Raw genomic sequence first — 23994 nt, 5'->3', positions numbered from 1 at the left:
CGCTACCGACGCATTGTTCTGGAGCGCGCTCGTGTTCGACGGGATCGGCGACGGGGGCGTCGCGGCGGCGACCGCTGGTCCGGTGGGCAGCCAGACTGTGGGGCTCTTAACGACGTTCATGGGCCGCGCAGTTGCTCCAATCCTGCAGAGTTTGACCTTCCTCTGGTCGTTTTCTTCGCCATTCTGCGTCTGAAGGGAGTCTGGCCTGACTCTGATGACTGTCGTGGATCAGTCTCGTTGTGAGGAGGACTATGAGCAGCCGTACGGTGGGGCCGTATCCGACGCAGCATTACGTGCACCTGGCATCGATCGAGAGCAGTTTCCTGCGCAACGAGGTGCGCAAGACCTTCCACGCCTATCCCATCGACATCCGGCGGCCGGAGCGGGGATACCGGGTGGAGGCGCTGGAATGCGGGACCTGCGGACAGCCCCTGGCCTTCACGGTCCTCAGCATCCCGTCCGCCAAGCGGGCCCGAATGCGGTGGGCAGGTCTGGCCCTGCTGGGCATGGCGACCGTCTTCCTCGGCTTCGCGCGCCTGGCGGAGAGCGATCAGGTGGTCCACGCAGGCGGTCCCGATCTGTCCGCCGTATGGGGGCTGGCCGGCATGGGCGGCATCCTCCTTTTCTTCTACGCGCTCATGAAGCTCGCCGGCGAGGACGGCGTACGTGGTCCGGGATGGTTCTTCGGGTACGGCAAACACGGTCTGCGCTGGCCGCCGAGGGGAGGCCGCGAGGGCGCCTGACCATCACCAGACGCCGCCCTGGCAGTCGACCTCCCCGGTGTAGCACTTGTCCCAGGAACCCATGAGGAACCACAACAGGGCGATACACGCCGCCCAGAACAGCCCCAGCCCCACGATCGGCATGAACAGCCAGCCGGCAACGGAAGGACCGTGATCGGCGAGCAGCCGGATCCAGGGCCGGTTCACATCACGTCCCCGCGTCAGCCACACGGCCCCGCGCAGCACGGCGATGAGTATCCCCAGGACAGCCAGCGTGACGCCTCCCCAGACCAGAAGGAGTCGGTAGCTGAGGCCGAAGAGCCAGCCCAGGTCGTACGGGGCGCTGACACCGGGCAGCCGGGCATCACGCAACAGCCAGGCGATCGCCACAAGCACACCCTCGGCGGCCAAGAGCACCAGGGATGTGAACACGGCCTCCGCAAGCCCGTCGCGCAGGCTCTCGGGTCCCGGCCGCCCGGTCGTATCCCTGCGCGCTCCGGGCTTGTTCTCGGCGCCGGGCATGGCAGGTACCTCCTCGATACGGAGATGGCACGGGGTACGACGGACAGCACCTCACGTTGAAGCAGCGCGGCGCCTTGCGTTGAAATACCGCAGAAAAGGTTGAACAAGGGGGCGGTCGTGCAGGATCCGTTCATCCTCGACGAGATCGACCTGGCGTTGGTGAACGCCCTTCAGGTCGCTCCTCGGGCTTCCTGGTCCGTCGTCGGCCAGGTGCTGGGGATCACACCGACCACGGCGGCACGCCGCTGGGACCGGAATGCCACCTCGGGGGCGGCGTGGGTCACGGCCTACCCGTGGTTGAGCACGTGGGCACGCCACTACTGCCTCGCCTTCGTCGATGTCGACTGCCGGCCTGCGGCGGCGCACAGGGTGGTCCAGCCGCTGGCGGCTCGACGCCCTGGCCCCCGCACAGCGGGCGCAGCTCGCACGGCACGCGCCGCCGCGTACCGGCGAGGGTGTCCTGCCCTTCGCATACCGCCCGTTGCTGGTCGGACTCGCCGACGGCCGCCGGACCGCGACCGAGCTCGCCGCCTTCACCTCGACCAGCGTCTCCACCGCGAGGCGCCGGCTCAACCGGGTCGTCGACGAAGGACTGCTGTCGTTCCGGTGCGACGCGGCCCCGAGGATCACGGGATGGCCCGTCTCGGCGACCTTCCGGGCCACGGTGCCGCCGGAGCAGCTGGACCGGACGGCGTGCGCACTGGCCAGGCTTCCCGGCCGGTCACCCGGACCGACCCGCGTTCACGACCGCCCCGGCCCCGGAAGTACTCCGGGCCCGGCCCATCGATCACACCTGGGTGCGAGCCGGCGACCATCGAGATCCGGAAGTCGATCACCGCGGCCCGTCCACGCCCACGGGAATGACCCGGACGTCCGGGCGAAGCGGTGGTGGCGTCCCGCCGACGGGTGGTGACGATGGTCCGCCCGGCCTCTCCCACAGGCAAACGGACGCCGTTCGCGTGGACGAGGAGCCGTCAGGCGCGACAGGGACGCTGCGGGACACGGGTATTGCGCAGGGCTGCCTTGAGAGATCATCCCGGCCGATTCCACTTCGGCTCCGTGCCTGTGTGGGCTCAGTCCGCGTCGGCGACGATGGAGCCGACGCGTTCGGCCAGGGCCGGGTCGCGGCGGACCAGCAGGGCCGCGTAGCCGACGGCGGCGAGCAGGGCGGCGATCGCGGCGTAAGGGAACCAGTTGTACGGAGCGGGCTGGCCGGGCTTGGCGAGGTAGTACAGAGGGACCAGGATGGCCACCGTGCCAAGCGCGGGCAGGAGGAGGTGCCGGATCACCCGGAACTCCTGCGGGCGATACCTGCGGTAGTACAGCGGCAGGGCGATGTTGGAGGCGAGGTAGACCAGCAAAATCAGGATGGCGCCGAGCGTCGAGGACTCGGTGAAGAAGACCACCGGGTTCATCGGGCCGCCGTCCGGGTCCAGCAGGTGGCCCACGCACCAGCCGCCGATGATCAGCAGCGCCATGGCGGTGAAGGTGATGATCGCGTTGTTCGGGGTGCGGCGGGTGGGGTGCACGTAGCCGAAGAAGGCGGGCAGCAGACCCTCGCGTCCGGCGTTGAACACCAGGCGGGCCTGGGAGTTGATGCCTGCGATCAGCACGCCGAGGGTGGAGGTCAGACCGCCGAGGTAGGCGAGGAACGCCAACGCGCCGAGGGTGTGGTGGGCGACGTCGATGAAGGGGATGCGGGAGTCGCCGAGCCGCTCCACGTCGTAGCCGAAGCCGGTCACCGTGGCGTAGGCGAAGAGGATGTAACTGATCGTCATGATGGCGACGGAGGAGAACACGGCGCGGCCGACGTTGCGCCGCGGATTCTCCGTCTCCTCGGCGAGTGCCGCCGAGTTCTCCCAGCCGATGAACAGGTACACACCCAGGGGGAAGCCCGCTGCCAGACCCTTGAAGCCATCGCTGATGTGGCTCGGCAGGAACGGGTCGACGGACAGCTCACCGCCGTGCTCCACCAGCGCCGCCACCGAGACCACGACCAGCACCAGCATCTCCACGCCGAAGAAGTAGCCGGCCCACTTGGTGGAGACCACCACCCCACGCAGCATCAGCACCACGGCGAGCCCGGTGAGCAGCAGTGTCCAGATGATCCACGGCAGGTCCACGCCGGTGTAGTGGTACAGGGTGATCTGCACGAACCCGCCGGAGATCGAGATGACGCCGGACATCGCGACGATGTAGCCCAGCGTCGCCAGCAGCGCGGTGGTCACCGCGCTGACCGGTCCGAAGGTCTTGCCGACGAAGGTGATGAAGCTGCCCGCCGAGGGGTGCGCCCGGGAGAACTCCGCCAGCGTGTTGCCGAGCAGCGCGACCGCGACGCCCGCGGCGAGGATGGTCAGGGGAGACGCCTCACCGGCGGTGGCGGCCAGGAAGGCGAAACCGAAGAAGAAGCTCATGGCCGGGCCGACGTTGGCCATGGTGGCGGCGGCGATGTCCGCCATGCCGAGGACGCCGCCGCGCAGCCGCTGGGGCGCGCCGCCGACGGGACCGGGCGGAGACAGCGGACCGGCTCCGAGGTTGGGCATGGCGGCAACTCCTCGTGCGGTGTGGAGGCGTGGTGGGTGCGCGGGCTGTTGAGGGTCGGACGGGGACGGACCGGGCGTCAGCGGTGCCGGGAACGCTGGTGCGCCTTCACCGCCTGCACGGCCGGATCGGTCGCACCCCGCCCGAGTTCGGTGAGCAGTTCGGCGTGGCAACCGTTCTGCGCCCGTACCACTTCGGGCTGGGGTGCGGGCAGCAGCAGGCACAGGCGGCCGAGCAGGTCGGCGGCGAACTCGCGGATGCCGGGACCGCCGAGCGCCTCCGCGAGGTCCAGGTGGAAGCGGGTCTCCAACTCGGCCAGGCGCGCCGGGTCGTCGGTCCGTGCCGTTTCCTCGACCAGTACGCGAAGTCCGTCCAGCCGCTCGGCCGGCACCTCTCCCGCACCGTGCGCCACGAGGCCGCACTCGAGCAGCAGATGGAAGGCGTCCAGTGAAGAGGCCTCCTCGGCGTCGTGCATCAGGGCGACGACGGTGTCCCAGCCCTGCGCGACGAAGGTTCCGCCCGCCCGTCCGCGCCGGCGGTCGAGCAGGCCGTCCTGGCACATACCCTCCAGCGCGCGGCGCACGGTGATCTCGCCCACCCCCAACTCCTCGGCGAGGACCCCGGCATCCGGCAGACGGTCCCCCGGCTGCACGGATCGCAGGCGTATCCGCAGCGCGATCCGTGACCGGACGAGATCGGATCCGCTCTGGCCTCCCAGGGACGCGCGGGCGTGTCCCACGCCGATGACCGAGGTCGTAGGAGCGGGGCCTGGCTGGTTGTAAGGCCCGAACTTGCCCGCTGCGTTCACCACGACGCCACCCTAACGGCCTGCTGATCGCGGTCGTGGCCCGGCACGTGACGTCGTCCGGCTGACCGGGACCGGCAGCGCGGGCTCGGCATCACGCCGATCGGCATGCCATGCCGGCTTCCCGGCGTGCGCCCCGCCGAGGGCGGGCTCGTGCTCGGTGAGCGGGCAGGCCGCGGGTGGTTCCCGGGACGACGCCGCGGTGTGGTGCATGGGGGCTCCCAGGATGAGGGAACGTCGGGAGGAGGTTCCGAGTCGGCTCGGAACAGCCGGGGACGGCACTGTGCAGGCGCCGCGACGGGAGTAGCGGTTCGCGATGGAGGAAAAAATTAGAGCAAGGTGAACAGTTAAGCAAGGCCTCGCCTCGACCGGTCCGGAACCAGGGGGGAGGGTCAGGGTCGGCCAGGTAGCCATGGGCCTGAGCAGGGAATTCGCACACGTTGTCGGGATCTCCGTCGGCAGGGTGCGAGGGATCATGCGCGGGGTGCCCTGGGGGCGTACGGATGTCACGGGGCGAACGACAGGACCCCTTGTTCTTAGATCGTCGTGAACTATTTTCCTGACCGTCGGCGGCGCGGCCGGTCCAACAGGCGTCGGGCGCCGCGGTCCGGTCGGCCGCGATGCCGCCGGCCGCCTGCTCGATGGCGCGCACCAACGCCATGACGGCCTCGAACTGGCGGGGCACCGACCGCCCGCTGGTCCATTCGCCGAGCCGATGTGCGTTGACCGCGACCCGGCGCCCTGAAGGCGGCACCACCGGGCCGGCCCGACTTGCCAGGGCCTCGTCCTGCACGTCCGGCAGTCGGTGGCGCGGCCAGGTGGGCTCCGCGGCGAAGACGAGCCGAGGATCATCGGTTCCGTGCCCGCCCGTCTTCGCTGCCCCTTTTCAATCGGAAGGGTGGTCACCTCACGAACGTGGTCAGGCCGTTGCCCAACGACCAGTTCTCTATCGGCGTCTCCACCAGGTTGATGAACACATCTGCGGGAGCGATGCCGGGATCGTCCTTCAGGACCTCGACCATCCGGGCATAGAGGGTCTGCTTCTGCTCGATCGTGCGGCCGACACCGAGATAAATCTGGACGATGACGATGTCGTCGGTGCGCTGGATGCCGAGGAACGTCGGGTGGTAAACGAGTTCGGCGGCCGAGTTCTCGGTGATGATCTGGAATTCATCGGCCTCCGGCACGTTAATGGTCTCCACCATGGCCCGGTGCACTGAGCGGCTCACGGATCGAACGAATTCAGTAGGCTTTCCGGAACGCAGTGCAATCTTTACCAGTGGCATGGCGAGTCCTTGTTCGTCGGAAATTGGTAGTTGAAATCAATGACTGGTTCTAGCTGGTGGAGGCCGGTCCAGATTCGCGGAGCTCCACCTCGACAAACCCGAATTCGTACTCGTTTGTGTTGATGAGATTATGTGCGACACCGGCGGGGCCTGCGTATGAAGCTCCCGCGAGCATCTCAACTTCGCGCTCGTCTCCCGACGGTTCCACCACTCGTACGACGCCGGTTGCCAAGGGGACCACCACGTAATCGTGATCATGTACGTGGTAACCCGTTTCCGCGCCCGGAGTGAAGCGCCATTCCGTGACGATGACCCGACCCGTTTCGATTTGGCGATTTGATGATGCTTCCATTGCGCTCTTTTCTCGCGGCTGCAATCAAATCCCTTTTTCTCGCACAAGCTATAGCCACCCTGGCTACATTGCCTGTGTGCCATTGTGGCCAACTTGCCTGGGTGGATCTGCCGGTTTGGACAGTTCACGGTTGTGCACCTGGACGGCACGCTGCTGGCGGCGTCCACCCGTGGCGCGCCCGGCGGAGCCAGTGAGGTGCGAGGGGGTGTGCGGGCGGCATCCGGAAGACGACCGACGTGCACCCCTTGTTTTTTCTGATCAGGGTGAACTATTTTCCTGTCGGTCAGCCGTCGCTGCTCCCGCAGTACCGGCCAGGAAGCCGCTGCCCGCCATGCCCTGACGGCAGCCATGTTCGCGACCTGCGACGCACCCCGGCTTCCATGCCCGTCCCTCTTCGGCGGAACCTACGCGGTCATCCCCGCACAGGCCCACCGGCGCATGTCCTCGTCCGAACTCCCCCTGGATGTCGAGATGACCACACGTCCCCCTGTCTCCACGACAGATCCACTCACCACCCCGTCGGGCACTTCCTCGGAAGGTTCCGGTCTGCAGGCCGGGCTGAAGAACCGCCACCTGTCGATGATCGCGATCGGCGGTGTCATCGGTGCCGGCCTGTTCGTCGGTTCCGGCTCCGGTATCGCCGCCGCGGGCCCCGGCATTCTCATCTCCTACGCGCTCGTCGGGGTCCTCGTCGTCCTGGTCATGCGCATGCTCGGCGAGATGGCGGCGGCCAACCCCACGTCCGGCTCGTTCTCCGCCTACGCGGACCGCGCGCTCGGCCGCTGGGCCGGATTCACCATCGGCTGGCTGTACTGGTTCTTCTGGGTCGTGGTGCTCGCGGTCGAGGCGACCGCCGGGGCCAAGATCCTGGCCGGCTGGATACCCGCGGTCCCACAGTGGGGCTGGGCCCTGATCGTCATGATCGTCCTCACCGCCACCAACCTGGCCTCGGTCAGCTCCTACGGCGAGTTCGAGTTCTGGTTCGCCGGCATCAAGGTCGTCGCCATCGCCGCGTTCATCGTGATCGGCGGCCTCGCCATCTTCGGTCTGCTGCCCGGCTCCGACCACCCGGACTCCGGCTTCTCCAACTTGACCGCGCACGGCGGATTCCTGCCGAACGGCGCCGGCGCGATCCTCACCGGCGTTCTGATGGTGGTCTTCTCCTTCATGGGCAGCGAGATCGTCACGCTGGCGGCCGGCGAGACCGCCGACCCGCAGGCCGCGGTGACCAAGGCCACCAACAGTGTGATCTGGCGGATCGCGGTGTTCTACCTGGGCTCGATCCTGATCGTGGTGTCGCTGCTGCGCTGGGACGACCCGGCGATCCTCAAGGACGGCTCGTACGTGGCGGCGCTGAGCTCGATCGGTATCCCGCACGCCGGGCAGATCATGAACGCGATCGTGCTCACCTCGGTGCTGTCGTGTCTCAACTCCGGCCTGTACACGGCCTCCCGCATGGCGTTCTCGCTGGGTCGGCGCAGTGACGCCCCGGCCTCGTTCGGGCAGACCACCGGTCGGGGTGTGCCGCGGGCAGCCATCCTGGCGTCGGTGGTGTTCGGGTTCGTCGCGGTCGCCTTCAACTACCTGTGGCCGGACACGGTGTTCCAGTTCCTGCTCAACTCCTCCGGAGCGATCGCCCTGTTCGTGTGGCTGGTGATCTGCTTCTCCCAGCTGCGGATGCGGAAGATCCTGCAGCAGGAGGCGCCGGACAAGCTGATCGTCAGGATGTGGCTCTACCCGTACCTGACCTGGGCCACCATCGCGGTGATCACATTCGTCCTGGGCTACATGCTCACCGACACCGCCGAGGGCGGTGGCCGCGACCAGGTGCTCCTGTCCACCCTGGTGGCTGTGGGCGTGGTGGCCGTCGCACTGGTCCGCGACCGCCTGGGCCGCAATCGGTCGCACGACGCCGTCACTCCGTCCTAGCGGCCGGGCTCGGTAGGGCGACAGCCTGCCCTCGACCGGCGGCGGTGGTGCGCTCCCCCTTCCCCGCACCGCCGCCGCCCCATATGGCCCGGACCGCTGATGCAGAACTGCACCCCGGACCCCTCCATGCCCATCACGTAAGGATTCACCGAGCAGGTCGTGCCCGAGCCCCAACTCTCTTAGGTGGTTATGCATGTCATTCCTGTCGACTCGCCGCAAGGCCTCCCGCATCATGCTGGAGCTTGACGACGTCCACCTCGGAAAGCTCCTCAAGTCGCTGCGCACGACGATGCGATCGGGCGCGATCGCCAGCACGGACCTGCGCGCGGTGCAGATCGCCGACTTCCTGAAGCACCACTCCCAGGACTGGGATCGCCGCACCTTCCGCCTGGCGGTCCTGGCGCACTTCCTGGCGGATACGCCGGTGCCCTCGAGGTGGGCTGAGCGGGAGCCGGACAACGCCACCGCCCTGGCTCTGCACGCATGGTCCGAGCTCTTTCGGGCACGTGCAACGGGAAATGCGGAAGGCGTCCCGAGAGCGAGGAGGAACTGTCTGCGCGCTGCGGACCTCGCCCCGCCGGACCCCACGCCGTGGATTGTCCTGCTGGAGACATCCCGCCTGGAGCGCCACCGCGCATCTGAAACCTTCTACGTCTGGAACGAGATACTGCTACGCGACCGCTGGAACCGCGAGGCCTACCTGAGCATGATGCGCTACCTGACTCCGGACGAGGCCGGTTCGCGACTGCAGGTACTGGAGTTCGTCGACTCCCTCCGGTCGCGCATGCCCGTGAACGTGCCCTGCACGGCGACGGAACTCACCTCCCAAGTGCTGCACTATCGATCGATCCGGACCCGGCGAGGACTGGAGGGCCTCATGGCACGCAACTACTGGACCGATGTACATGTCACGGCGGCGCTCGACCGCGCCTTGCACCACTGGACACAGCCCTCGTTCCTCAGCCATGCCGCTGCGCTTGCCGACCTCAACACGCTCGCCTACGCACTGACGTCCGCCGACCGCCACCGCGAGGCCCTTCCCGTCTTCCAAGCCATCGGCGGTGCGGTCACCACCTGGCCCTGGCGGTTCGAAGGAGACCCGCTGATCGCGTTCCAACGGGCGCAAAATCGTGCCCAAGCCAGCCGGTGACACCATCTGGAGATCTTTGACGGTGCGGGTTACGTGACGGCTGTCCTGGGCACCGCTGTGCCGGGAGGAGCGGGTATCCCGATGGCGGTGAGCGTTGGCTTCCGGGCGGTCGGCAGGCCCTGGCCTCCAAGGGCCCCGGCGGCGCCCGATGCAGGCAGCCAGTGCAGAGGGCTGCACGTCCTACCTCGGCTCACTGGCGACCGAACCTTCCGCGCCCACCCTTCGAAGCCGGCCAGCCGCCATCGCAGGGCAGGAGGAACGGCAATCCGGCGCCGGGCCAGGCGCGAGATCGCCGACCACACCGTTGGGACTCGGAGTGACTGCTGATCAACCCGTTAGCTCGATGCCGCCAAAGCAGGTTGCGCCTCGCGCGCTCTCGGCCACCGGGGCGGAGATCCTGCCCTTTGGAACGGGGATCCGCTGCGCGAGGTTCGAGACTCGTGCTTGAGCTGGCCGGTCGTCCCGCCTGCCTCCAGCTGGATCGTGACGGGCCTCATTGAGGCCGCGTTGAGGCCGCAAGGACAGGAACAGACAGACAAGGGTTGAGGGGCGCCGACACTGCTCACCCAACCTGACCTGCGAAAACGCCATAGGCCGACGTTGATCGGCAAGGACCGCCAAGATCCCCAAAGGACTCATAATCCGTCGGCCGTGGGTTCGAGTCCCACCCGCCCCACCAGGCGCTGGTCAGGGAAAAACGTTCTGACCTGCGCAATCTTGGCACGTCGGCATGACGTCGCGTCAGCTTCGGCGGGGCTGGAGTGGCCTGTGAGCCCGATGTGAGCCCGGAGCGGTCTCACGCGCGTCGCGGGACGACACGCGCGGTGGCCTCGGCCGCGTCAAGGGACAGGTCGTCCAGGACCGACTGGTAGATGTCCTGAGTGATCAGCACGGTGCTGTGACCGAGCATCTCGGACACGATCTTGATGTCGACGCCGGCGGCGAGCGCGAGGGTCGCGGCACCGTGACGCAGATCGTGAAGTCGGATCGGAGGCAGCCCGATCTCGGACACGATCTTCTCGAAGGCCTTCGAGACCCGGTCCGGGTGCAGCCACGAGCCGTCGGGTTCGGTGAAGACACGGTCGGTGTCCACCCAGGCTTCGCCCTGCTGGAGGCGTTCGGCGGCCTGGCGGGCGCGGTGGGCACGCAGCGCGCTGACCGTCTGGGTATCGAGGGCGAGGGTACGGAAGCCCCAGTCGGTCTTGGGAGCGGAGTCCTCCAGAGCCCAGCCATCGACGACGATGGTCTGGTTGGAGATGGTTACGCGCTGGGCGTCGAGGTGGGTCTCGGACCAGGCCAGGCCACAGACCTCGCCGCGCCGGGGGCCGCGGTAGGCGAACAGGTGCCACATCGCGTAGAGCCGGTCGGTGGCGACGTGGTCGAGGAACTGACCGGTCATCTCCGGAGTCCAGACCATCACTGGACTGGGCCTCTGGCCGGTCTTGCGCCAGCGCTCGACGCGCTCGGGTGTCCAGACCAGGGCCCGGGGTCTGCGGGCGGAGTCGAGCTCGACATGGGCGGCCGGGTTGAAAATGATCAGCTGCTGGGCCATAGCGCTGTTCAGGGTGGCGCGCAGGGTCGCGCGTATGCGCTGGCGGGTGGTGGCCTCCGTCGGGCGCCGGAACGGCGGCATCTGCGCGATGGACTCCCGGATCGCGGCGCGTCGGGCACGGTTGCCGGCGCCCTCGGTGGGGATCTCCTTCAGCAGGGCGAGAGCCTGGTGGCGCCGGGCGTTCTGTTCCCGGATCTCCACGTTGGCGTCGGCGATTGCCTGGAACATCTCCGACAAGTCAGCCACACGCAGCTTATCGAGGCGGATATGCCCTATTCGGGGTGCCAGGTGGTTGCGGATGTGGCCGGCGTAGCTGCGGTGGGTGCCCTTGCCGACCTTCTTGCCGGCCAGCCACTCCTCCAGGAACCCGCCGACCGTCAGGCGCATGACGAGCGCCTGCCCAGACTTCAGGCGGCGGGTGGTGTCCTCGATGCTGGGAAACGTTTCCTTATTCCGCACCGCTGCCTGGAGCATGTCGGCGACAGTGCGCTGGCCCTCGATGTCGGAGGCGTCGGGCAGGGCGAGCAAGGACTGAGCCAGGCGGAGATCGTCCTGCGCGTCGGTCTTGGACGCGTAGCCGCCTCGCCTCAGAGTCTGGCGTTCGCCGTCCGCGGTGTCGGGCAGCTCCTGGCGCAGATACCACTTGCCGTGCTTGCGCTGCTTAAGCCTTTCGCTCGAACGAGCGGGAGTGGACCGTACTACTGCCGCTGCGTCCGCTCGGCCAGCGGCCCTTCCTGCCAATGCGGGGGAAGGACCGCTGTGGAGGGCGTCGGTGATGAAGAAACGCCGGAAGCCGTCGCGCCGCGCAGCAGCGAGAGCAAGAGCGGTAATGCGAGCATCCGTCGGACCCTGGGTGAACGTGGTGGCGCGACGGGGCTGCATCGCCAGCCTTTAGTGGCTCTTGAGGAACGCCTCGATCTCGGTCGCGAGTGCTACGGGAACCTCGTCCATCGCGTAGTGCCCGGCGCTCGGGAGTACCTGGAGCTCGAAGTTCGGGTACCACTTGCCGAACGTCTGCGTCATAAAGTCCGAGTTGAGATCCGGGTCGTTGGCGCCGATGATGACCTTGACTGGCACACGATTGCCGGCGATCTCGCCGTGGAAGTCGGTCTTGGACCAGGAGTGCAGGTAGTCGGAGTACGCCTCGAGGTCGGACTCGTCCACGGAGCGCTGCGTCATCGCGTCGAGCCAGGTGCCGGTCAGGTGGCCGCCGGTGGATCGGTCGATGATCGCTCGCCGCAGGCTCGGGTCGTGGACTGCACCGCTGAAGAACTGCCAGGTGGCGTCGTCGAAGGGTACGCCGCAGGCCGGAACCGGGGAGACACCCACAAGTGCGCGAACGCGGCTGGGGGCTTTCAGCAACGCCTGCTGCATGACCGATCCCCCCATGGAGTGACCGATGATGGAGAAGGTGTCCCAGCCGAGCTTCGTGGCGAGTTCCAGCACGTCGTCTGCAGCCTCGGCCACAGTGTGGACTCCCGCCTCATCCTTCCGGTTTCCGTATCCGCGGTAATCCGGGAAGACGTACTGGAACGACTCGCCATCCAGGTGGGGAAGCAGCGGTCCCCACGACTCGGCACAGCCGAACCAGCCGTGCAGCACTATGACAGGGTGATCGCCGTGCCCAAGCAGATAGGGCCGATCGTTCTGGGTGCTCATCGTCGCGATCTCCTCAGGTCTTTTCTCCGCGATCCGGCGGTATACGGACTGCGACTCGGGTGTTCTGCCGGGTAGATCTCAGCGCCGTCGAGCGCTGCAAGGTTCGCGTGTATTCACGGCGTTCCTGGCCGGTGCTGTGGCCGGTCGGAACGTAACCCGGACATGGATTGATCGTCATCACGCTATTCCGATAGACGAACACGCGTCGCAGTCTTTCTGTCTGCGGGGGCGCGGACCGCTGGTCAGTCGGCGATGACCGCTGAGGGGCGTGTGGCAAGGGCGGCTTCCGCGGAGAAGAGCGACAGTTCGATGCGACTGGCGGCGTTCTCGAGCGCTTGGGCGACCTTCGGGATGCGGGCGGGCGGCATCCGGGCGGCTGGGGCTGCGATGCTGAGCCCGCCGATCGGCTGTTTGAAAGAGTTGAGGATCGGCTTGCCTACAGCGTAGACGTCGGGGGTCAGTTGGCCTTCGATGTAGGCATATCCCCGCTCTCTGGAGTCGGCCACCATCTGCCGCAGCTCAGCCTCGTCGATACCCCGCTCTGCGGCCAGAACGGGAGCGACGTCGTTGATGGCGGCCTCGCGCTGGGTTTCGTCGAGGAAGGCCAGGATCGCCAGGCCGCCGGCGCCGAGACCGAGTGGCCGCCTGCTGCCGATGCGCAGGGTGACGACGCGGACGGGGGCGGGCCCGAAGACGCGGTCGAGGCAGACCGCCTCAGAACCGCTTCGGAGAAAGAGATAGGCGGTGTCGCCCATCTCGTTGGCCAGGCTGGTGACCGCCTCGCGACTGCGCCCCCTGATGTCGAACTGCTGAGCTGCGGCTACACCAAGCTCGAAGGCCAGGGGGCCCAGAGCGTACCGACCATCCGGTGCCGTCTGGCAGACGAGTTGGGCCGCGCGCAGTTGCTGCAGCACCCGGTGTACCGATGAGTGGGGCAGTCCGCACCGCTGGCTGATGTGTGTCAGGGCCATGCCGCTTTCCCCGGTGCTGGCCAGGGCTTTGAGGATGACGACTGCGCGATTGAGTGAACCAGCGGGTTCCTCTGTGACCATATTCCGGATAGTGGACCGCGTCGTCACGTATGTCAACCCGGTGTCATCAAGACCTCGGGGAGCTGGGTAAATGCCGAGCTTAGGGGCCGTTCAAGAGGGTGAAGACGGCGCAACGTGGCGGTGCCCGCGCCAGAGGTGATGTCCGGTTATCGGAAATGGCCGGTGACGCGGTGCTGTGGCGGCCCTTGAATGTGTGTTTCGACGCCGCCTGACCGAGACCGGCTGGGCTGCTTGAACCGATCCCGGAAGGAGCGTGGCGACGTTGGTGTCCTACGACCCGCTGGTGTCACGGAGCACGCCCACGACTGTGGCGCTCCAGCAGTGGTCCGCACTCCCGAGGCCGACGGCCGTCGCCGTGCGGCCTGGAGCTGAGGAGGTGGCTCGGCCATGACTCGGCGTACGAGCATCGACCTGCCCGGCTTCAGCCACGCCAACCCGATACCGGCAGCCAGCCGCGTCGGCCCCTTCCTGGCCTCGGGGGCGATCACCGGTCGCGATCCGGAGACCCGCGAGATGCCGCCCGGTCTCGATGAGCAGTGTGCCCACGTCTTCCACCACGTCCGCACGTTGCTGGATGTCGCAGGTGCCACGACCGACGACATCCTCAAGATGACGTTCCACCTCGTCGACTATCGCGATCGCGACGCGCTCAACCGCGAATGGCTCGCGATGTTTCCCGACCCCGCGAGCCGGCCCGCCCGGCAGGTGATCGCGACACAACTCGACGGTGCCGCCCTCGTCCACTGCGACCTCCTGGCCGTCCTCACGGACACGCCGGAACGACCGTAAGGAAGCCCGATGACCCGTACCGACCCGACCCCGACCGACGAGGCCGGCCTCCTGTCGTCAGTGCGTGACGGTCTCTACATCGGTGGCCAGTGGCGACCGGGTTCCGAAGGCGCCCGCCTCGACGTCGCCGACCCGGCCACCGGAGAGATCCTCAAGACCGTCGCGAGTGCTTCTGTGGCCGACGGCACCGCCGCACTCGACGCGGCCTGCGAGGCGTTCCCCGCCTGGGCCGCTACCCCGTCGCGGGAGCGCGCCGAGCTGCTGCGCCGCGCCTTCGACCTCCTGATGGAGCGCAAGGAGGCCTTCGCGCTGCTGATGACCCTGGAGATGGGCAAGCCGCTCGCCGAGGCGCGCGGTGAGGTCGCCTACGGCGGGGAGTTCCTGCGGTGGTTCAGCGAGACCGCAGCCCATGTCCAGGGGCGCTACGGAGCCAACCCCGAGGGCACCGGCCGGATGATCGTCACCCAGCATCCGGTGGGTCCCTGCTACCTCATCACTCCCTGGAACTTCCCGCTGGCGATGGCCACGCGCAAGATCGCGCCCGCGCTGGCGGCCGGATGCACCGTGGTCATCAAGCCCGCGGCCCTCACACCGCTGACCACGATCTTCTTCGCCCAGCTGCTGGAGGACGCCGGCCTTCCTCCGGGTGTCGTGAACGTCGTGACCACCACCGCCTCCGGGCCGGTGTCGGACGCGATCATCACCGACCCGCGCCTGCGCAAGCTGTCGTTCACGGGTTCCACCCCGGTGGGGCAGCAGCTGCTCGCGCAGGCCTCGACCGGCGTGCTGCGTACCTCGATGGAGCTGGGCGGCAACGCCCCGTTCGTGGTCTTCGAGGACGCCGATCTCGACAAGGCGGTCGACGGCGCGATGCTGGCCAAGTTCCGCAACATCGGCCAGGCGTGCACCGCCGCGAACCGGTTCATCGTGCACTCCTCGGTGGTCGAGGAGTTCACCCGCCGCGTCACGGAGCGGGTCGACGCCCTCGGGGTCGGTCGCGGTACCGAGGCGGGCGTGACGATCGGCCCCCTGATCGACGCCAAGGCAGTGGCGAAGACCGATGAGTTGGTGCGTGACGCGCTGGACCATGGCGCGACCCTCCAGACCGGTGGCAAGCCGGTCGAGGGGCCCGGCACGTTTTACGCGGCGACGGTGCTCTCGGAGGTGCCGGCGGACAGCGCGCTGCTGCGCGAGGAGATCTTCGGTCCCGTGGTGGCCATCGTTCCCTTCGACGACGAGGACGAGGCGGTCGCCCTCGCCAACGGCACCGAGTACGGCCTGGTGTCCTACGTCTTCACCGAGTCCCTGGCCCGAGGTCAGCGCATGATCGAGCGGCTGCAGACCGGAATGATGGGCCTCAACGTCGGCGTGGTCTCCAACGCGGCGGCCCCCTTCGGCGGCTGGAAGCTCTCCGGGCTCGGCCGCGAAGGCGGAGACGAGGGCATCCACGAGTACCTCCAGACCAAGTACACCCTCACGCCCGACCCGTTCGGCCGCTGACTCGGCTCACGATCCCGTCACGCCCTCACGGAGAACCCATGACCGACCACACCACGGCCCTGCCCCCCATGAACCACGAGGCGCCGACCACCATCAAGCGGATGATGTTCTGCACGTGGGCACTGCTGGACTCACTGAGCCCCGACCTTCGTGCCCAGATGCACATCCCCGCCATGGACGATCCGCGGCGGCTGGACTGGGACTTCATCCCCAAGCCGGACCGCACCGGCGTGCCGATCACGAAGCTCGACCATCACCAACGCGTCCTGGCCCAGAGCCTGCTCAAGTCCGGTCTGAGCATGCGCGGTTACAGCCAGGCGCTCGCCATCATGGCGACCGAGAACATGCTGCGCGAACTCGAGGTCGTAGAGCGCGGCTTCGGCGTCATCGCCGGCGAGTTCCGCGATCCGGACGCCTACTGGATCACCGTCTTCGGGCGCCCCGGGTTCGAGGACACGTGGGGGTGGCGCGTCATCGGCCACCACCTCTCGCTCAGCTTCACGATCGTCGCGCAGCGGTACCTGACGATCACGCCCCTCGCCATGGGCGCCCAGCCGATGCCCGCAGGCGTACTGGACCCGCTCGGCCGGGAAAGGAGCATGGCGTTCGAGATCCTGGACTCCTTCTCGCCGGACTTGCGGGCTCAGGCGGTCATCCATGATGTCGCCCCGGCGGACTACGTCACGCGTCAGGTGCCGCAGGTCGGCGCCGAGGAGTGGCCGGACCACGTCGACCTCGGTATCGCCGGCTACGAGACCACCGACCATGACCGGGAGCGGCTCCGCTTCGTCAAGGCCGCCCCGTCCGGAGTGAGCGGTGCTGATCTGGACGGGGCCCAGCTGACCGCGGTCCGCGAGCTGCTGCTGCGCTACGTCGAGACCGGCCCCGAGGAGATCACCCGGCAGTACCGGGAGCAGGTGCTCGCCGAGGACCCCGCGAAGCTGCGCTTCGCCTGGGCCGGCGGAGTCACCCCGGACACGGCCCACTACTACCGCGTCTCGACCTCCGGCCTGCTGGTGGAGGCGGACAACGCGGTCGCCGCCGGCCAGCACAAACACACGGTCTGGCGCGACCTGAACAACGACCTGGGCCACGACCTGCTGCTCGACCACTACGCCCGGCACGGCGCCAACGGCGAGCACTTGCAGCGCCGCCTCGTCTCGAACCGCCCCACCGAGGACTCACCTGCCACGACCGACTCCTGGTACGTGCCCCAGGTCTACAAGAAGCACTGAAGGGATCGACCGATGCAGTTCCATCACCACGGCTACGTCACCACCGACCCGCGGATCCAGCCGGCAGCCGGGATCGGCCTCGACCGCCCCGAGGATCTCCCCGACGAGGTCGATGTCCTGATCGTCGGCGCGGGCCCCGCCGGCACTCTGCTGTCGGCGCAGCTCTCGCAGTACCCGACGATCAACGCGCGCCTGATAGAGCGGCGCCCGGGTCGACTGGAGTTCGGTCAGGCCGACGGCATCCAGGCTCGTAGCGTCGAGACCTTCCAGGCCTTCGGTTTCGCCGAGCGGGTCATCGCGGAGGCCTTCAACCAAACCGCGATGAACTTCTGGGCCTCCGACCCCGACGACCCCTCACGGATCATCCGCACCCAGCGCGCCCCCGACGACCCGGACGGGTTCAGCGAGTTCCCCCACCTCATCATCAACCAGGCGAGGGTCATCGACTACCTCGCCGAGGCGGCGGCCTACGGGCCCGGCCGGATCAAGCCCGACTTCGGCTACGAGTTCCTCGACCTCAAGGTCGTGCAGGGCGAGGAGTACCCGGTGCGGGCGCGCGTACGGCACACCGCCGGTGAGAACGAGGGTCAGGAGCGCACGATCCTGGCCAAGTACGTGGTCGGTGCCGACGGCGCCCGCAGCGCGGTGCGGGACGCGCTCGGCATGCGGCTCGAAGGGAAGCAGGCGATGCACGCCTGGGCCGTCATGGACGCCCTGACCGTGACCGACTTCCCCGACATCCGCACCAAGTGCCAGGTGCAGACCCCCCACGGCGGCGTCCAGCTGATCCCCCGCGAGGGCGGATACCTCTACCGCATGTACGTCGACCTGGGCGAGGTCACCTCGGAGGACAGGGGCGCCGTCCGCAAGACCACGGTCGAGGCCGCGATTGCCAAAGCGAACCAGATCATGCACCCGTACACCCTCGACGTCCGGCACGTGCCCTGGTTCAGCGTCTACGAGGTCGGCCATCGGCTCACTCAGAAGTTCGACGATGTCCCGGCCGCGGAGACCGGAACGCGTGCGCCGCGGGTCTTCATCGCCGGGGACGCCTGCCACACGCACAGCGCGAAGGCGGGCCAGGGCATGAACGTGTCGATGCAGGACACCTTCAACCTCGGCTGGAAGCTCGGCCAGGTGCTCACGGGTCTCAGCCCCGAGAGCCTGCTCGACACCTACGCCGTGGAGCGCGAGGAGGTCGCCCAGAACCTCATCGACTTCGACCGCGAGTGGTCGGAGATGCTGACCAAGGACCCGAAGGAAATCCCCTCGGACGAACTGGCCGAGTTCTACGTCAAGACCGCGCAGTTCCCGGCCGGGTTCCGCACCCACTACAAGCCGTCCGTGATCACCGGCGAGGACACCCACCAGGACCTCGCGACCGGATTCCCGATCGGCAAGCGGTTCCACTCCGCCCCCGTCGTCCGGGTTGCCGATGCCAACCCGATGGAACTCGGGCACCACGCCCGCGCCGACGGCCGCTGGCGTATCTACGCCTTCGCCGACGGCGCCACCGAGACCAGCTCGGTGGCGCTGCGGGACTGGGCCGAGTGGCTCCACCACTCGCCGGAATCTCCCGTCGTTCGTCACACGCCCGCCGATGGTGAGCTGGACGCGCTCTTCGACGTCAAGGTCGTCTTCCAGGGCACCCACGAGACGGTCGGCATCGGGGGAGTCCCGCCGCTGTTCCTGCCCCGCAAGGGGCCCTGGGAGCTGATCGACTACGAGAAGGTCCACGCCACCGACCCGGAGCAGGACTTCTTCGAGCTGCGCGGCATCGCCCGCAGCGGCTGCGTCGTCGTCGTACGGCCCGACATGTACGTCGCTCACGTCCTGCCGCTCAGCGCCCGCACGGAGCTGAGCGACTTCTTCGCCCGCTCCATGAGCCGATAGCCCGTGAGTACGGCGGAAGGGGATGACAGCATGAAGACCGATGTCCCGTGGGAGAAGCACCCGGGGAAGATCATCACCGTGCGTGCGGATCGCGCCGTGAGCACGCAGGAGGGCGGCGGCCACCCGGCGCGGCTGACCTACTCTCTTAAGCCGTCCAGCTCCGCGGCCACGTCGGGAGGACAGGCGGCGATCCCCCCGGGGATCGAACAGCTGACGTGTGAGCCCGGGATCACCCTGGTGATGGGAGCCACGGCACGCTCCGTCAGCCGCGCCGAGGCCTGGAGCCGTGTCGGCTGGGTCACCGCCGGCGTCGACCTCGGGCTGTCCGAGCCGGGAGCCAACGATGATGTCTCCTTGCTGCGTTCGAGGGGCCGTGACGGATTCACACCGCTGGGCCCCGGGTTCGTGGCGGCCGGCGAAGTCGATCCGTCCGGGCTGCGCGTCCGCACCTGGGTCAACGGGCAGCTCGTCCAGGAAGACACCAGCGCTGCCCTGCCGTTCGGATTCGACCAGGTCGTCGCCGACCTGTCCCAGCACCTCACTCTCGAGCCGGGTGACGTCATCATCGCCCCGTCGACCGCGGGCTCCGTCTTGTTGGAGCCCGGAAGCATGGTCGCCGTCGAGGTGGATGCCCCGGAGGCGTCGGGCGCCCCGACCTCGGGCGCGCTGCGCACCACTGTGACCCACCAGGACACTCCGCTTGATCCCACCGTCGGATCGCTGTCGACATACCCGGCAAACCTCGGGACGTTGCGGCCCGAGGTGCGGGAGAAGCTGGCCATGGCCCCGGTCGCCGGGCTGTCAGCTCAGCTGCGCAAGCGGGGTCTGGAGAACGTCTTCATCGACGGCCTCCGCCCGCTGACCCCGGGGCAGAGCTTTGTCGGCACTGCACGGACGCTGCGTTTCGTGCCGAATCGTGAGGACCTGTTCAAGAAGCACGGAGCCGGATACAACGCACAGAAGCGGGCCTTCGACTCGGTCGCGCAGGGCGAGGTGCTCGTGATCGAGGCGCGCGGGGAGACCGGCTCGGCCACCCTCGGCGACGTACTGGCCATCCGGGCCTGGGCCCGTGGTGCCGCGGCGATCGTCACCGACGGCGGGGTTCGCGACAGCGCGGCGGTGGCCGCCGTCGGAATCCCGGTGCACTATGCCGGACCGCACCCCGCCGTCCTGGGACGCAAGCACGTGCCGTGGGACGCCGATCTCACCATCGCTTGCGGAGGCGCCACCGTGCAGCCGGGCGATGTCATCGTCGGTGACGCCGACGGTGTGATCGTGATTCCGCCCGCACTGGCGGAGGAGGTCGCGGATGCGGCACTCGCCCAGGAGGACGAGGACGCCTGGATCGCCGAGCAGGTCAAGGCAGGCCATCCGGTCGACGGATTGTTCCCCATGAACCCCGAATGGCGGGCCCGTTACGAAGAGTGGCGCGCGAGCCGATAAGCCAGAGCAGCCAGGATTGAAGGAGTGCGCATGCTGCCCCCCGACGCGATCACCGGGCTCGCCGCCGAGCTCGCCACCGCTGACCGCGAGCGTTCCGTGATTCCCCGGATCACCGGCCGATACCCCGAGACCACGGTCGAGGACTCCTATGCCATTCAGGCGGTGTGGCGGGACAGCAAGCTGGCCGACGGCCGCCGCCTGGTGGGCCGCAAGATCGGGCTCACCTCCAAGGCGATGCAGTCCGCCACCGGCATCACCGAGCCCGACTACGGCGTCATCTTCGACGACACCGTCTGGGAGACCGGTTCGGTGATCCCCTTCGACGACTTCTCCAACGTCCGCATCGAAGTCGAGCTCGCCTTCATGCTCGCGACACCTCTCGAAGGACCGCACTGCACGGTCTTCGACGTCCTGCGGGCCACCGAGTACGTCGTGCCCGCCCTTGAGGTGCTCAACTCCCACATCGAGTTGGAGGGCCGCACCATCGTCGACACCATCGCGGACAACGCCGCCTACGGCGGCGTCGTGGTCGGCGGTAACCCGACTCCGCCCCACGCCGTCGACCTGCGCTGGATCTCCGCGCTGCTCTACCGCAACGAGACCATCGAGGAGACCGGCGTGGCGGCGGGTGTGCTCAACCACCCCGCCGCCGGTGTCGCGTGGCTGGCCAACAAACTGCACCAGCACAAGACCCGGCTCGAAGCCGGAGAGCTCATTCTCGCCGGCTCCTTCACCCGGCCCATGTGGATCTCACGCGGCGACAGCGTGCTGTGCGACTACGGACAGATGGGAACCATCACATGCCGCTTCCAGTGACCCCGCCCGTGACGATCCCCACCCTGCGTGACGCGATCCGTTCGTCAGACCGACCGCTCGCGGGGATGTGGGTGTGCAGCGGCAGCCCGCTCGTCGCCGAGATCTGCGCCGGCGGTGGCCTCGACTGGCTGCTGATCGACATGGAACACAGCCCCAACGGACTCGAGTCGATCCTCGCGCAGCTCCAGGCGGTGGCCGCCTACCCGGTCGTCCCCGTCGTGCGTATCCCCGAGGCCGACCCCGTCGTGATCAAGCAGGTGCTCGACCTGGGTGCCAAGAACCTCCTGGTGCCGATGGTCAACTCGGCCGAGGAGGCGCGCGCCGTCGTGGAAGCCGCCCACTACCCGCCGCTCGGCAGGCGTGGCGTCGGCTCCGCCCTTGCCCGGTCGGCCCGATGGAATCGCATCGACAACTACCTCGTCAACGCGGCAGCACACGTTTCGATCTTCGTCCAGATCGAGACGGCCGAGGCCGTCGACGCCGCCGCGGAGATCGCGGCGACCGATGGCGTCGACGGTGTCTTCGTCGGACCGTCCGACCTGGCCGCGTCGATGGGTTACCTCGGACAGCAGACACATCCCGAGGTAACGGCAGCTGTGCGCCGGGCGTTCGTCGACGTCATCGCCAAGGGGATTCCCGTCGGCGTCAATGCCTTCGTTCCCGAGGTCGCCGACGGCTACCTCGCGGCCGGGGCGTCGTTCGTTCTCATCGGCGCTGATGTCGCGCTGCTGGCCCGAGGATCGGAGGCGTTGGCAGCCCGCTTCGTGGAAACGGAGCGCGATGATCAATGAGCAGGTATGTCCAGTACCAGCGTCGCCGGATCGTCACCCTCGCCGCGTTGATTACGCCAATATTGTTGACGATTTCGCTGACTATTTGAGTGATCTGTAGGGCGTACGTGGTGGTTGCCCCAGGGCAGAGCTCCGGACGGCGGGTGGCCGGTTCTTTTCGCTGCCACCGGGTGCGCACAAGCAATCCTCAGCAACGACTGTTGCACTCCAGCTGTGCCCGCACCCGACTGCGTACGGCACATGGCAGGTTTCCAGGAACCGCGAGGACAGGAGACGGAAGTGCAGCGCAGGACAATGGTCATGGGACTCACCGCGGCAGTCGCAGTGCCGACGGCCGGATTCGGCTTCAGCGCCCAGGCCGACGGCAACGCCGCCGTACCATCGGCCTCCATGGATCCGTCGTTGGTCTTCGCCCCGGACAGCTACAGCGAACTCACCACGAGCATCACGGATGCCGACGGCAGCGCTCACGAGGTGGTCTACCGCTTCTACAAGGTGGCCTCGTACGTAGCGAACCCGGTCGACGCCACGTACCAGTCCCTCAACGTCAGCGTCCCCGTGCAGATCGACGGCACCGCAGTGGAAGCCGCCGGCGCGCCGATCCTCTTCGTGAACGGCGTCGGTGGGTATATGCCGTCGTCCGTGGCCGGCAACACCGGAATAGGAGGGAACCCGTTCGGTGGCGGGACCAGCCGCGGCCAACTGGCCCTGGCCGCGGGGTACGTCGTCGTCGAGGCCGGTGCCCGTGGCCGTTCCCTGGTGGATTCCAGCGGCGTCTACTACGGCACCGCGCCCGCTGCGATCGTCGACCTCAAGGCCGCCGTGCGTTACGTGAAGTCCAACAAGGGGCGCATCCCCGGCAACGTCGAGCGGATCGTCACCTCTGGCACGAGCGCGGGCGGTGCCCTGTCGTCTCTTCTCGGCGCCTCCGGCGACAGCCCGCTCTACGACTCCTACCTGGCCGAGTTGGGCGCGGCCAATGCCTCCGACGCTGTCTTCGCCGTCGGTGCCTGGTGCCCGATCATCGACCTCGAGCACGCCGACATGGCGTACGAGTGGTGCTACGGCTCGCTCCCGCTGCCCAGCGGCTCACTCGCCGACCGGACCCTTTCCAAGGAACTGAGCACCGCCTACGGCGACTACGTGGCCTCCATGAAGCTGAAGGCCAAGGGCTTCGGTACCCTCACCACCCGCAACCTTGATGAGTACCTGGTCAAGACCCACCTGGAGCCCTCCGCCACCAAGTACCTCTCCGCTCTCTCGGACACCGACCGCGAGACCTATCTGGCCGCGAACGCGACCATCGGGTGGTCCGACGGCAAGGCGACCTTCTCCTGGACCGATTTCCTCACCCACCAGGGAACTCGCTCGAAGGACGTGCCCTCGTTCGACGACTTCGCCCTGTCCACACCCGAGACCAACCTCTTCGGCACCGGCACCACCAAGGCGCGGCACTTCACCTTGTTCAGCCTGCGCCACGAGAACGGCGACAGTGCCCGCCTCGACGCCGACATTCCCGCCAAGCTCAACCTGATGAACCCGATGTACCACCTCGTCGAGGACGTCAACCGCAACCGGGCCAAGCACTGGTGGATCCGCGTCGGCGCCGAGGACAGCGCCACCTCGCTCTCGGTGGTCGGCAACCTCCACGCCCGCCTGAAGAACTTGGGCGACGACGTCGACACCTCCTACTACTGGGACGCCGGCCACGGTGCCGACGAGGACCCCGGCGACTTCATCAAGTGGATCGCCCGCGTGACCGGCTACAAGCGAGGCGTCGCGCGGTAAAGGCCGCCCCGACACCTGGAGTCTCCTGCCCAGTCACGTCGGGCAGGACTCTTCGCGGGATTCTCCTCCCGAGCTTCGAGTTCTCTACTGCGAATGCAGTACATGCGGCCTTGTCAATAGCTGCCCTGATGAACTGACCCTCCTCTTCCTGCTGGAATCACAGAATCCC

General features: G+C 67.9%; 19 protein-coding genes. 12 read left to right on the top strand and 7 right to left on the bottom strand.

The genetic code is table 11. The features are described 5' to 3' along the window. Positions 1-251 precede the first annotated feature (251 nt). Positions 252-743 carry a hypothetical protein gene (locus tag FNH04_RS00380; RefSeq protein ID WP_152779147.1) on the top strand — a complete coding sequence of 164 codons (492 nt, stop codon included), beginning with the start codon at positions 252-254 and terminating at the stop codon, positions 741-743. Between the two features lie 3 nt (positions 744-746). Here FNH04_RS00380 and FNH04_RS00375 read toward each other — a convergent pair whose 3' ends face one another. Continuing rightward, a complete protein-coding gene (locus FNH04_RS00375) occupies positions 747-1244 on the bottom strand; it encodes a hypothetical protein (protein WP_152779146.1) in 498 nt (165 codons plus the stop codon). A gap of 117 nt (positions 1245-1361) precedes the next feature. Between FNH04_RS00375 and FNH04_RS49225 the strand changes: the two genes are divergently transcribed. Further along, positions 1362-2108 (top strand): AsnC family protein, encoded by a 747-nt coding sequence (locus FNH04_RS49225; protein WP_194236484.1) that lies wholly within the window; start codon positions 1362-1364, stop codon positions 2106-2108. A gap of 209 nt (positions 2109-2317) precedes the next feature. Here FNH04_RS49225 and FNH04_RS00365 read toward each other — a convergent pair whose 3' ends face one another. The 3 genes from FNH04_RS00365 to FNH04_RS00355 form a co-directional block, all read right to left on the bottom strand. Next, a complete protein-coding gene (locus FNH04_RS00365; protein WP_152779144.1) occupies positions 2318-3787 on the bottom strand; it encodes an APC family permease in 1470 nt (489 codons plus the stop codon). A 77-nt stretch (positions 3788-3864) separates the two neighbouring features. Further along, positions 3865-4596 (bottom strand): FadR/GntR family transcriptional regulator, encoded by a 732-nt coding sequence (locus FNH04_RS00360; protein ID WP_322722174.1) that lies wholly within the window; start codon positions 4594-4596, stop codon positions 3865-3867. An 896-nt stretch (positions 4597-5492) separates the two neighbouring features. Further along, positions 5493-5876 (bottom strand): tautomerase family protein, encoded by a 384-nt coding sequence (locus FNH04_RS00355; protein WP_152779143.1) that lies wholly within the window; start codon positions 5874-5876, stop codon positions 5493-5495. A gap of 823 nt (positions 5877-6699) precedes the next feature. Here FNH04_RS00355 and FNH04_RS00345 point away from each other — a divergent pair. Both FNH04_RS00345 and FNH04_RS00340 read left to right on the top strand, forming a co-directional pair. Beyond that, positions 6700-8157: an amino acid permease gene (locus FNH04_RS00345; protein WP_152779166.1), complete on the top strand. Its 1458-nt coding sequence runs from the start codon at positions 6700-6702 to the stop codon at positions 8155-8157. Between the two features lie 193 nt (positions 8158-8350). Beyond that, positions 8351-9307, top strand: coding sequence for a hypothetical protein (locus FNH04_RS00340; RefSeq protein ID WP_152779141.1), 957 nt, complete (start codon positions 8351-8353; stop codon positions 9305-9307). Positions 9308-10103: 796 nt separating this feature from the next. Here FNH04_RS00340 and FNH04_RS00335 read toward each other — a convergent pair. From FNH04_RS00335 to FNH04_RS00325, 3 genes are all read right to left on the bottom strand, one after another. After that, on the bottom strand, positions 10104-11600 hold the full coding sequence (locus tag FNH04_RS00335) for a tyrosine-type recombinase/integrase (protein ID WP_194236483.1): 1497 nt from the start codon (positions 11598-11600) through the stop codon (positions 10104-10106). 150 nt (positions 11601-11750) lie between these two features. After that, positions 11751-12518: an alpha/beta fold hydrolase gene (locus FNH04_RS00330; protein WP_152779139.1), complete on the bottom strand. Its 768-nt coding sequence runs from the start codon at positions 12516-12518 to the stop codon at positions 11751-11753. Positions 12519-12760: 242 nt separating this feature from the next. After that, positions 12761-13570 (bottom strand): IclR family transcriptional regulator, encoded by an 810-nt coding sequence (locus FNH04_RS00325; protein ID WP_152779138.1) that lies wholly within the window; start codon positions 13568-13570, stop codon positions 12761-12763. Positions 13571-13957: 387 nt separating this feature from the next. On the opposite strand from FNH04_RS00325, the gene FNH04_RS00320 reads away from it, so the two are divergent. From FNH04_RS00320 to FNH04_RS00285, 8 genes are all read left to right on the top strand, one after another. Beyond that, entirely contained in the window at positions 13958-14359 is a 402-nt protein-coding gene (locus tag FNH04_RS00320; RefSeq protein ID WP_152779137.1) for a RidA family protein, read from the top strand. A 9-nt stretch (positions 14360-14368) separates the two neighbouring features. After that, positions 14369-15859, top strand: a complete 1491-nt coding sequence (locus FNH04_RS00315) for an NAD-dependent succinate-semialdehyde dehydrogenase (RefSeq protein WP_152779136.1) — start codon at positions 14369-14371, stop codon at positions 15857-15859. Positions 15860-15897: 38 nt separating this feature from the next. Next, complete coding sequence (locus FNH04_RS00310; protein WP_152779135.1) at positions 15898-17094, top strand: DUF3500 domain-containing protein; 1197 nt, start codon at positions 15898-15900, stop codon at positions 17092-17094. Positions 17095-17106: 12 nt separating this feature from the next. After that, positions 17107-18987, top strand: coding sequence for an FAD-dependent monooxygenase (locus tag FNH04_RS00305; protein WP_152779134.1), 1881 nt, complete (start codon positions 17107-17109; stop codon positions 18985-18987). A 30-nt stretch (positions 18988-19017) separates the two neighbouring features. Next, positions 19018-20430 (top strand): RraA family protein, encoded by a 1413-nt coding sequence (locus FNH04_RS00300; protein ID WP_152779133.1) that lies wholly within the window; start codon positions 19018-19020, stop codon positions 20428-20430. Between the two features lie 30 nt (positions 20431-20460). After that, positions 20461-21246: a 2-oxo-hept-4-ene-1,7-dioate hydratase gene (gene hpaH, locus FNH04_RS00295; RefSeq protein ID WP_152779132.1), complete on the top strand. Its 786-nt coding sequence runs from the start codon at positions 20461-20463 to the stop codon at positions 21244-21246. Between the two features lie 8 nt (positions 21247-21254). Continuing rightward, positions 21255-22037 (top strand): HpcH/HpaI aldolase/citrate lyase family protein, encoded by a 783-nt coding sequence (locus tag FNH04_RS00290; protein ID WP_322722162.1) that lies wholly within the window; start codon positions 21255-21257, stop codon positions 22035-22037. Positions 22038-22331: 294 nt separating this feature from the next. Next, positions 22332-23825, top strand: coding sequence for a subtype B tannase (locus tag FNH04_RS00285; RefSeq protein WP_386573477.1), 1494 nt, complete (start codon positions 22332-22334; stop codon positions 23823-23825). Positions 23826-23994: the final 169 nt, after the last annotated feature.

It is taken from the genome of Streptomyces phyllanthi (assembly GCF_009377205.1).
In the GTDB taxonomy this organism is placed as follows: Bacteria; Actinomycetota; Actinomycetes; order Streptomycetales; family Streptomycetaceae; genus Streptomyces; species Streptomyces phyllanthi.
The sequence above is the reverse complement of the archived record's forward strand: the minus strand, read 5'-3'. Positions and strand labels throughout refer to the sequence as shown.

What these genes read in the sequence shown, in the direction of transcription:
- FNH04_RS00310 (WP_152779135.1), top strand. Translation starts at nt 15,898, where the DNA reads ATGACCGACCACACCACGGCCCTGCCCCCCATGAACCACGAGGCGCCG.
- FNH04_RS00320 (WP_152779137.1), top strand. Translation starts at nt 13,958, where the DNA reads ATGACTCGGCGTACGAGCATCGACCTGCCCGGCTTCAGCCACGCCAAC.
- FNH04_RS00325 (WP_152779138.1), bottom strand. Translation starts at nt 13,570, where the DNA reads ATGGTCACAGAGGAACCCGCTGGTTCACTCAATCGCGCAGTCGTCATC.
- FNH04_RS00365 (WP_152779144.1), bottom strand. Translation starts at nt 3,787, where the DNA reads ATGCCCAACCTCGGAGCCGGTCCGCTGTCTCCGCCCGGTCCCGTCGGC.
- FNH04_RS00355 (WP_152779143.1), bottom strand. Translation starts at nt 5,876, where the DNA reads ATGCCACTGGTAAAGATTGCACTGCGTTCCGGAAAGCCTACTGAATTC.
- FNH04_RS00315 (WP_152779136.1), top strand. Translation starts at nt 14,369, where the DNA reads ATGACCCGTACCGACCCGACCCCGACCGACGAGGCCGGCCTCCTGTCG.
- FNH04_RS00305 (WP_152779134.1), top strand. Translation starts at nt 17,107, where the DNA reads ATGCAGTTCCATCACCACGGCTACGTCACCACCGACCCGCGGATCCAG.
- FNH04_RS00345 (WP_152779166.1), top strand. Translation starts at nt 6,700, where the DNA reads ATGACCACACGTCCCCCTGTCTCCACGACAGATCCACTCACCACCCCG.
- FNH04_RS00380 (WP_152779147.1), top strand. Translation starts at nt 252, where the DNA reads ATGAGCAGCCGTACGGTGGGGCCGTATCCGACGCAGCATTACGTGCAC.
- FNH04_RS00300 (WP_152779133.1), top strand. Translation starts at nt 19,018, where the DNA reads ATGAAGACCGATGTCCCGTGGGAGAAGCACCCGGGGAAGATCATCACC.
- hpaH (WP_152779132.1), top strand. Translation starts at nt 20,461, where the DNA reads ATGCTGCCCCCCGACGCGATCACCGGGCTCGCCGCCGAGCTCGCCACC.
- FNH04_RS00285 (WP_386573477.1), top strand. Translation starts at nt 22,332, where the DNA reads ATGGTCATGGGACTCACCGCGGCAGTCGCAGTGCCGACGGCCGGATTC.
- FNH04_RS00340 (WP_152779141.1), top strand. Translation starts at nt 8,351, where the DNA reads ATGTCATTCCTGTCGACTCGCCGCAAGGCCTCCCGCATCATGCTGGAG.
- FNH04_RS00375 (WP_152779146.1), bottom strand. Translation starts at nt 1,244, where the DNA reads ATGCCCGGCGCCGAGAACAAGCCCGGAGCGCGCAGGGATACGACCGGG.
- FNH04_RS00330 (WP_152779139.1), bottom strand. Translation starts at nt 12,518, where the DNA reads ATGAGCACCCAGAACGATCGGCCCTATCTGCTTGGGCACGGCGATCAC.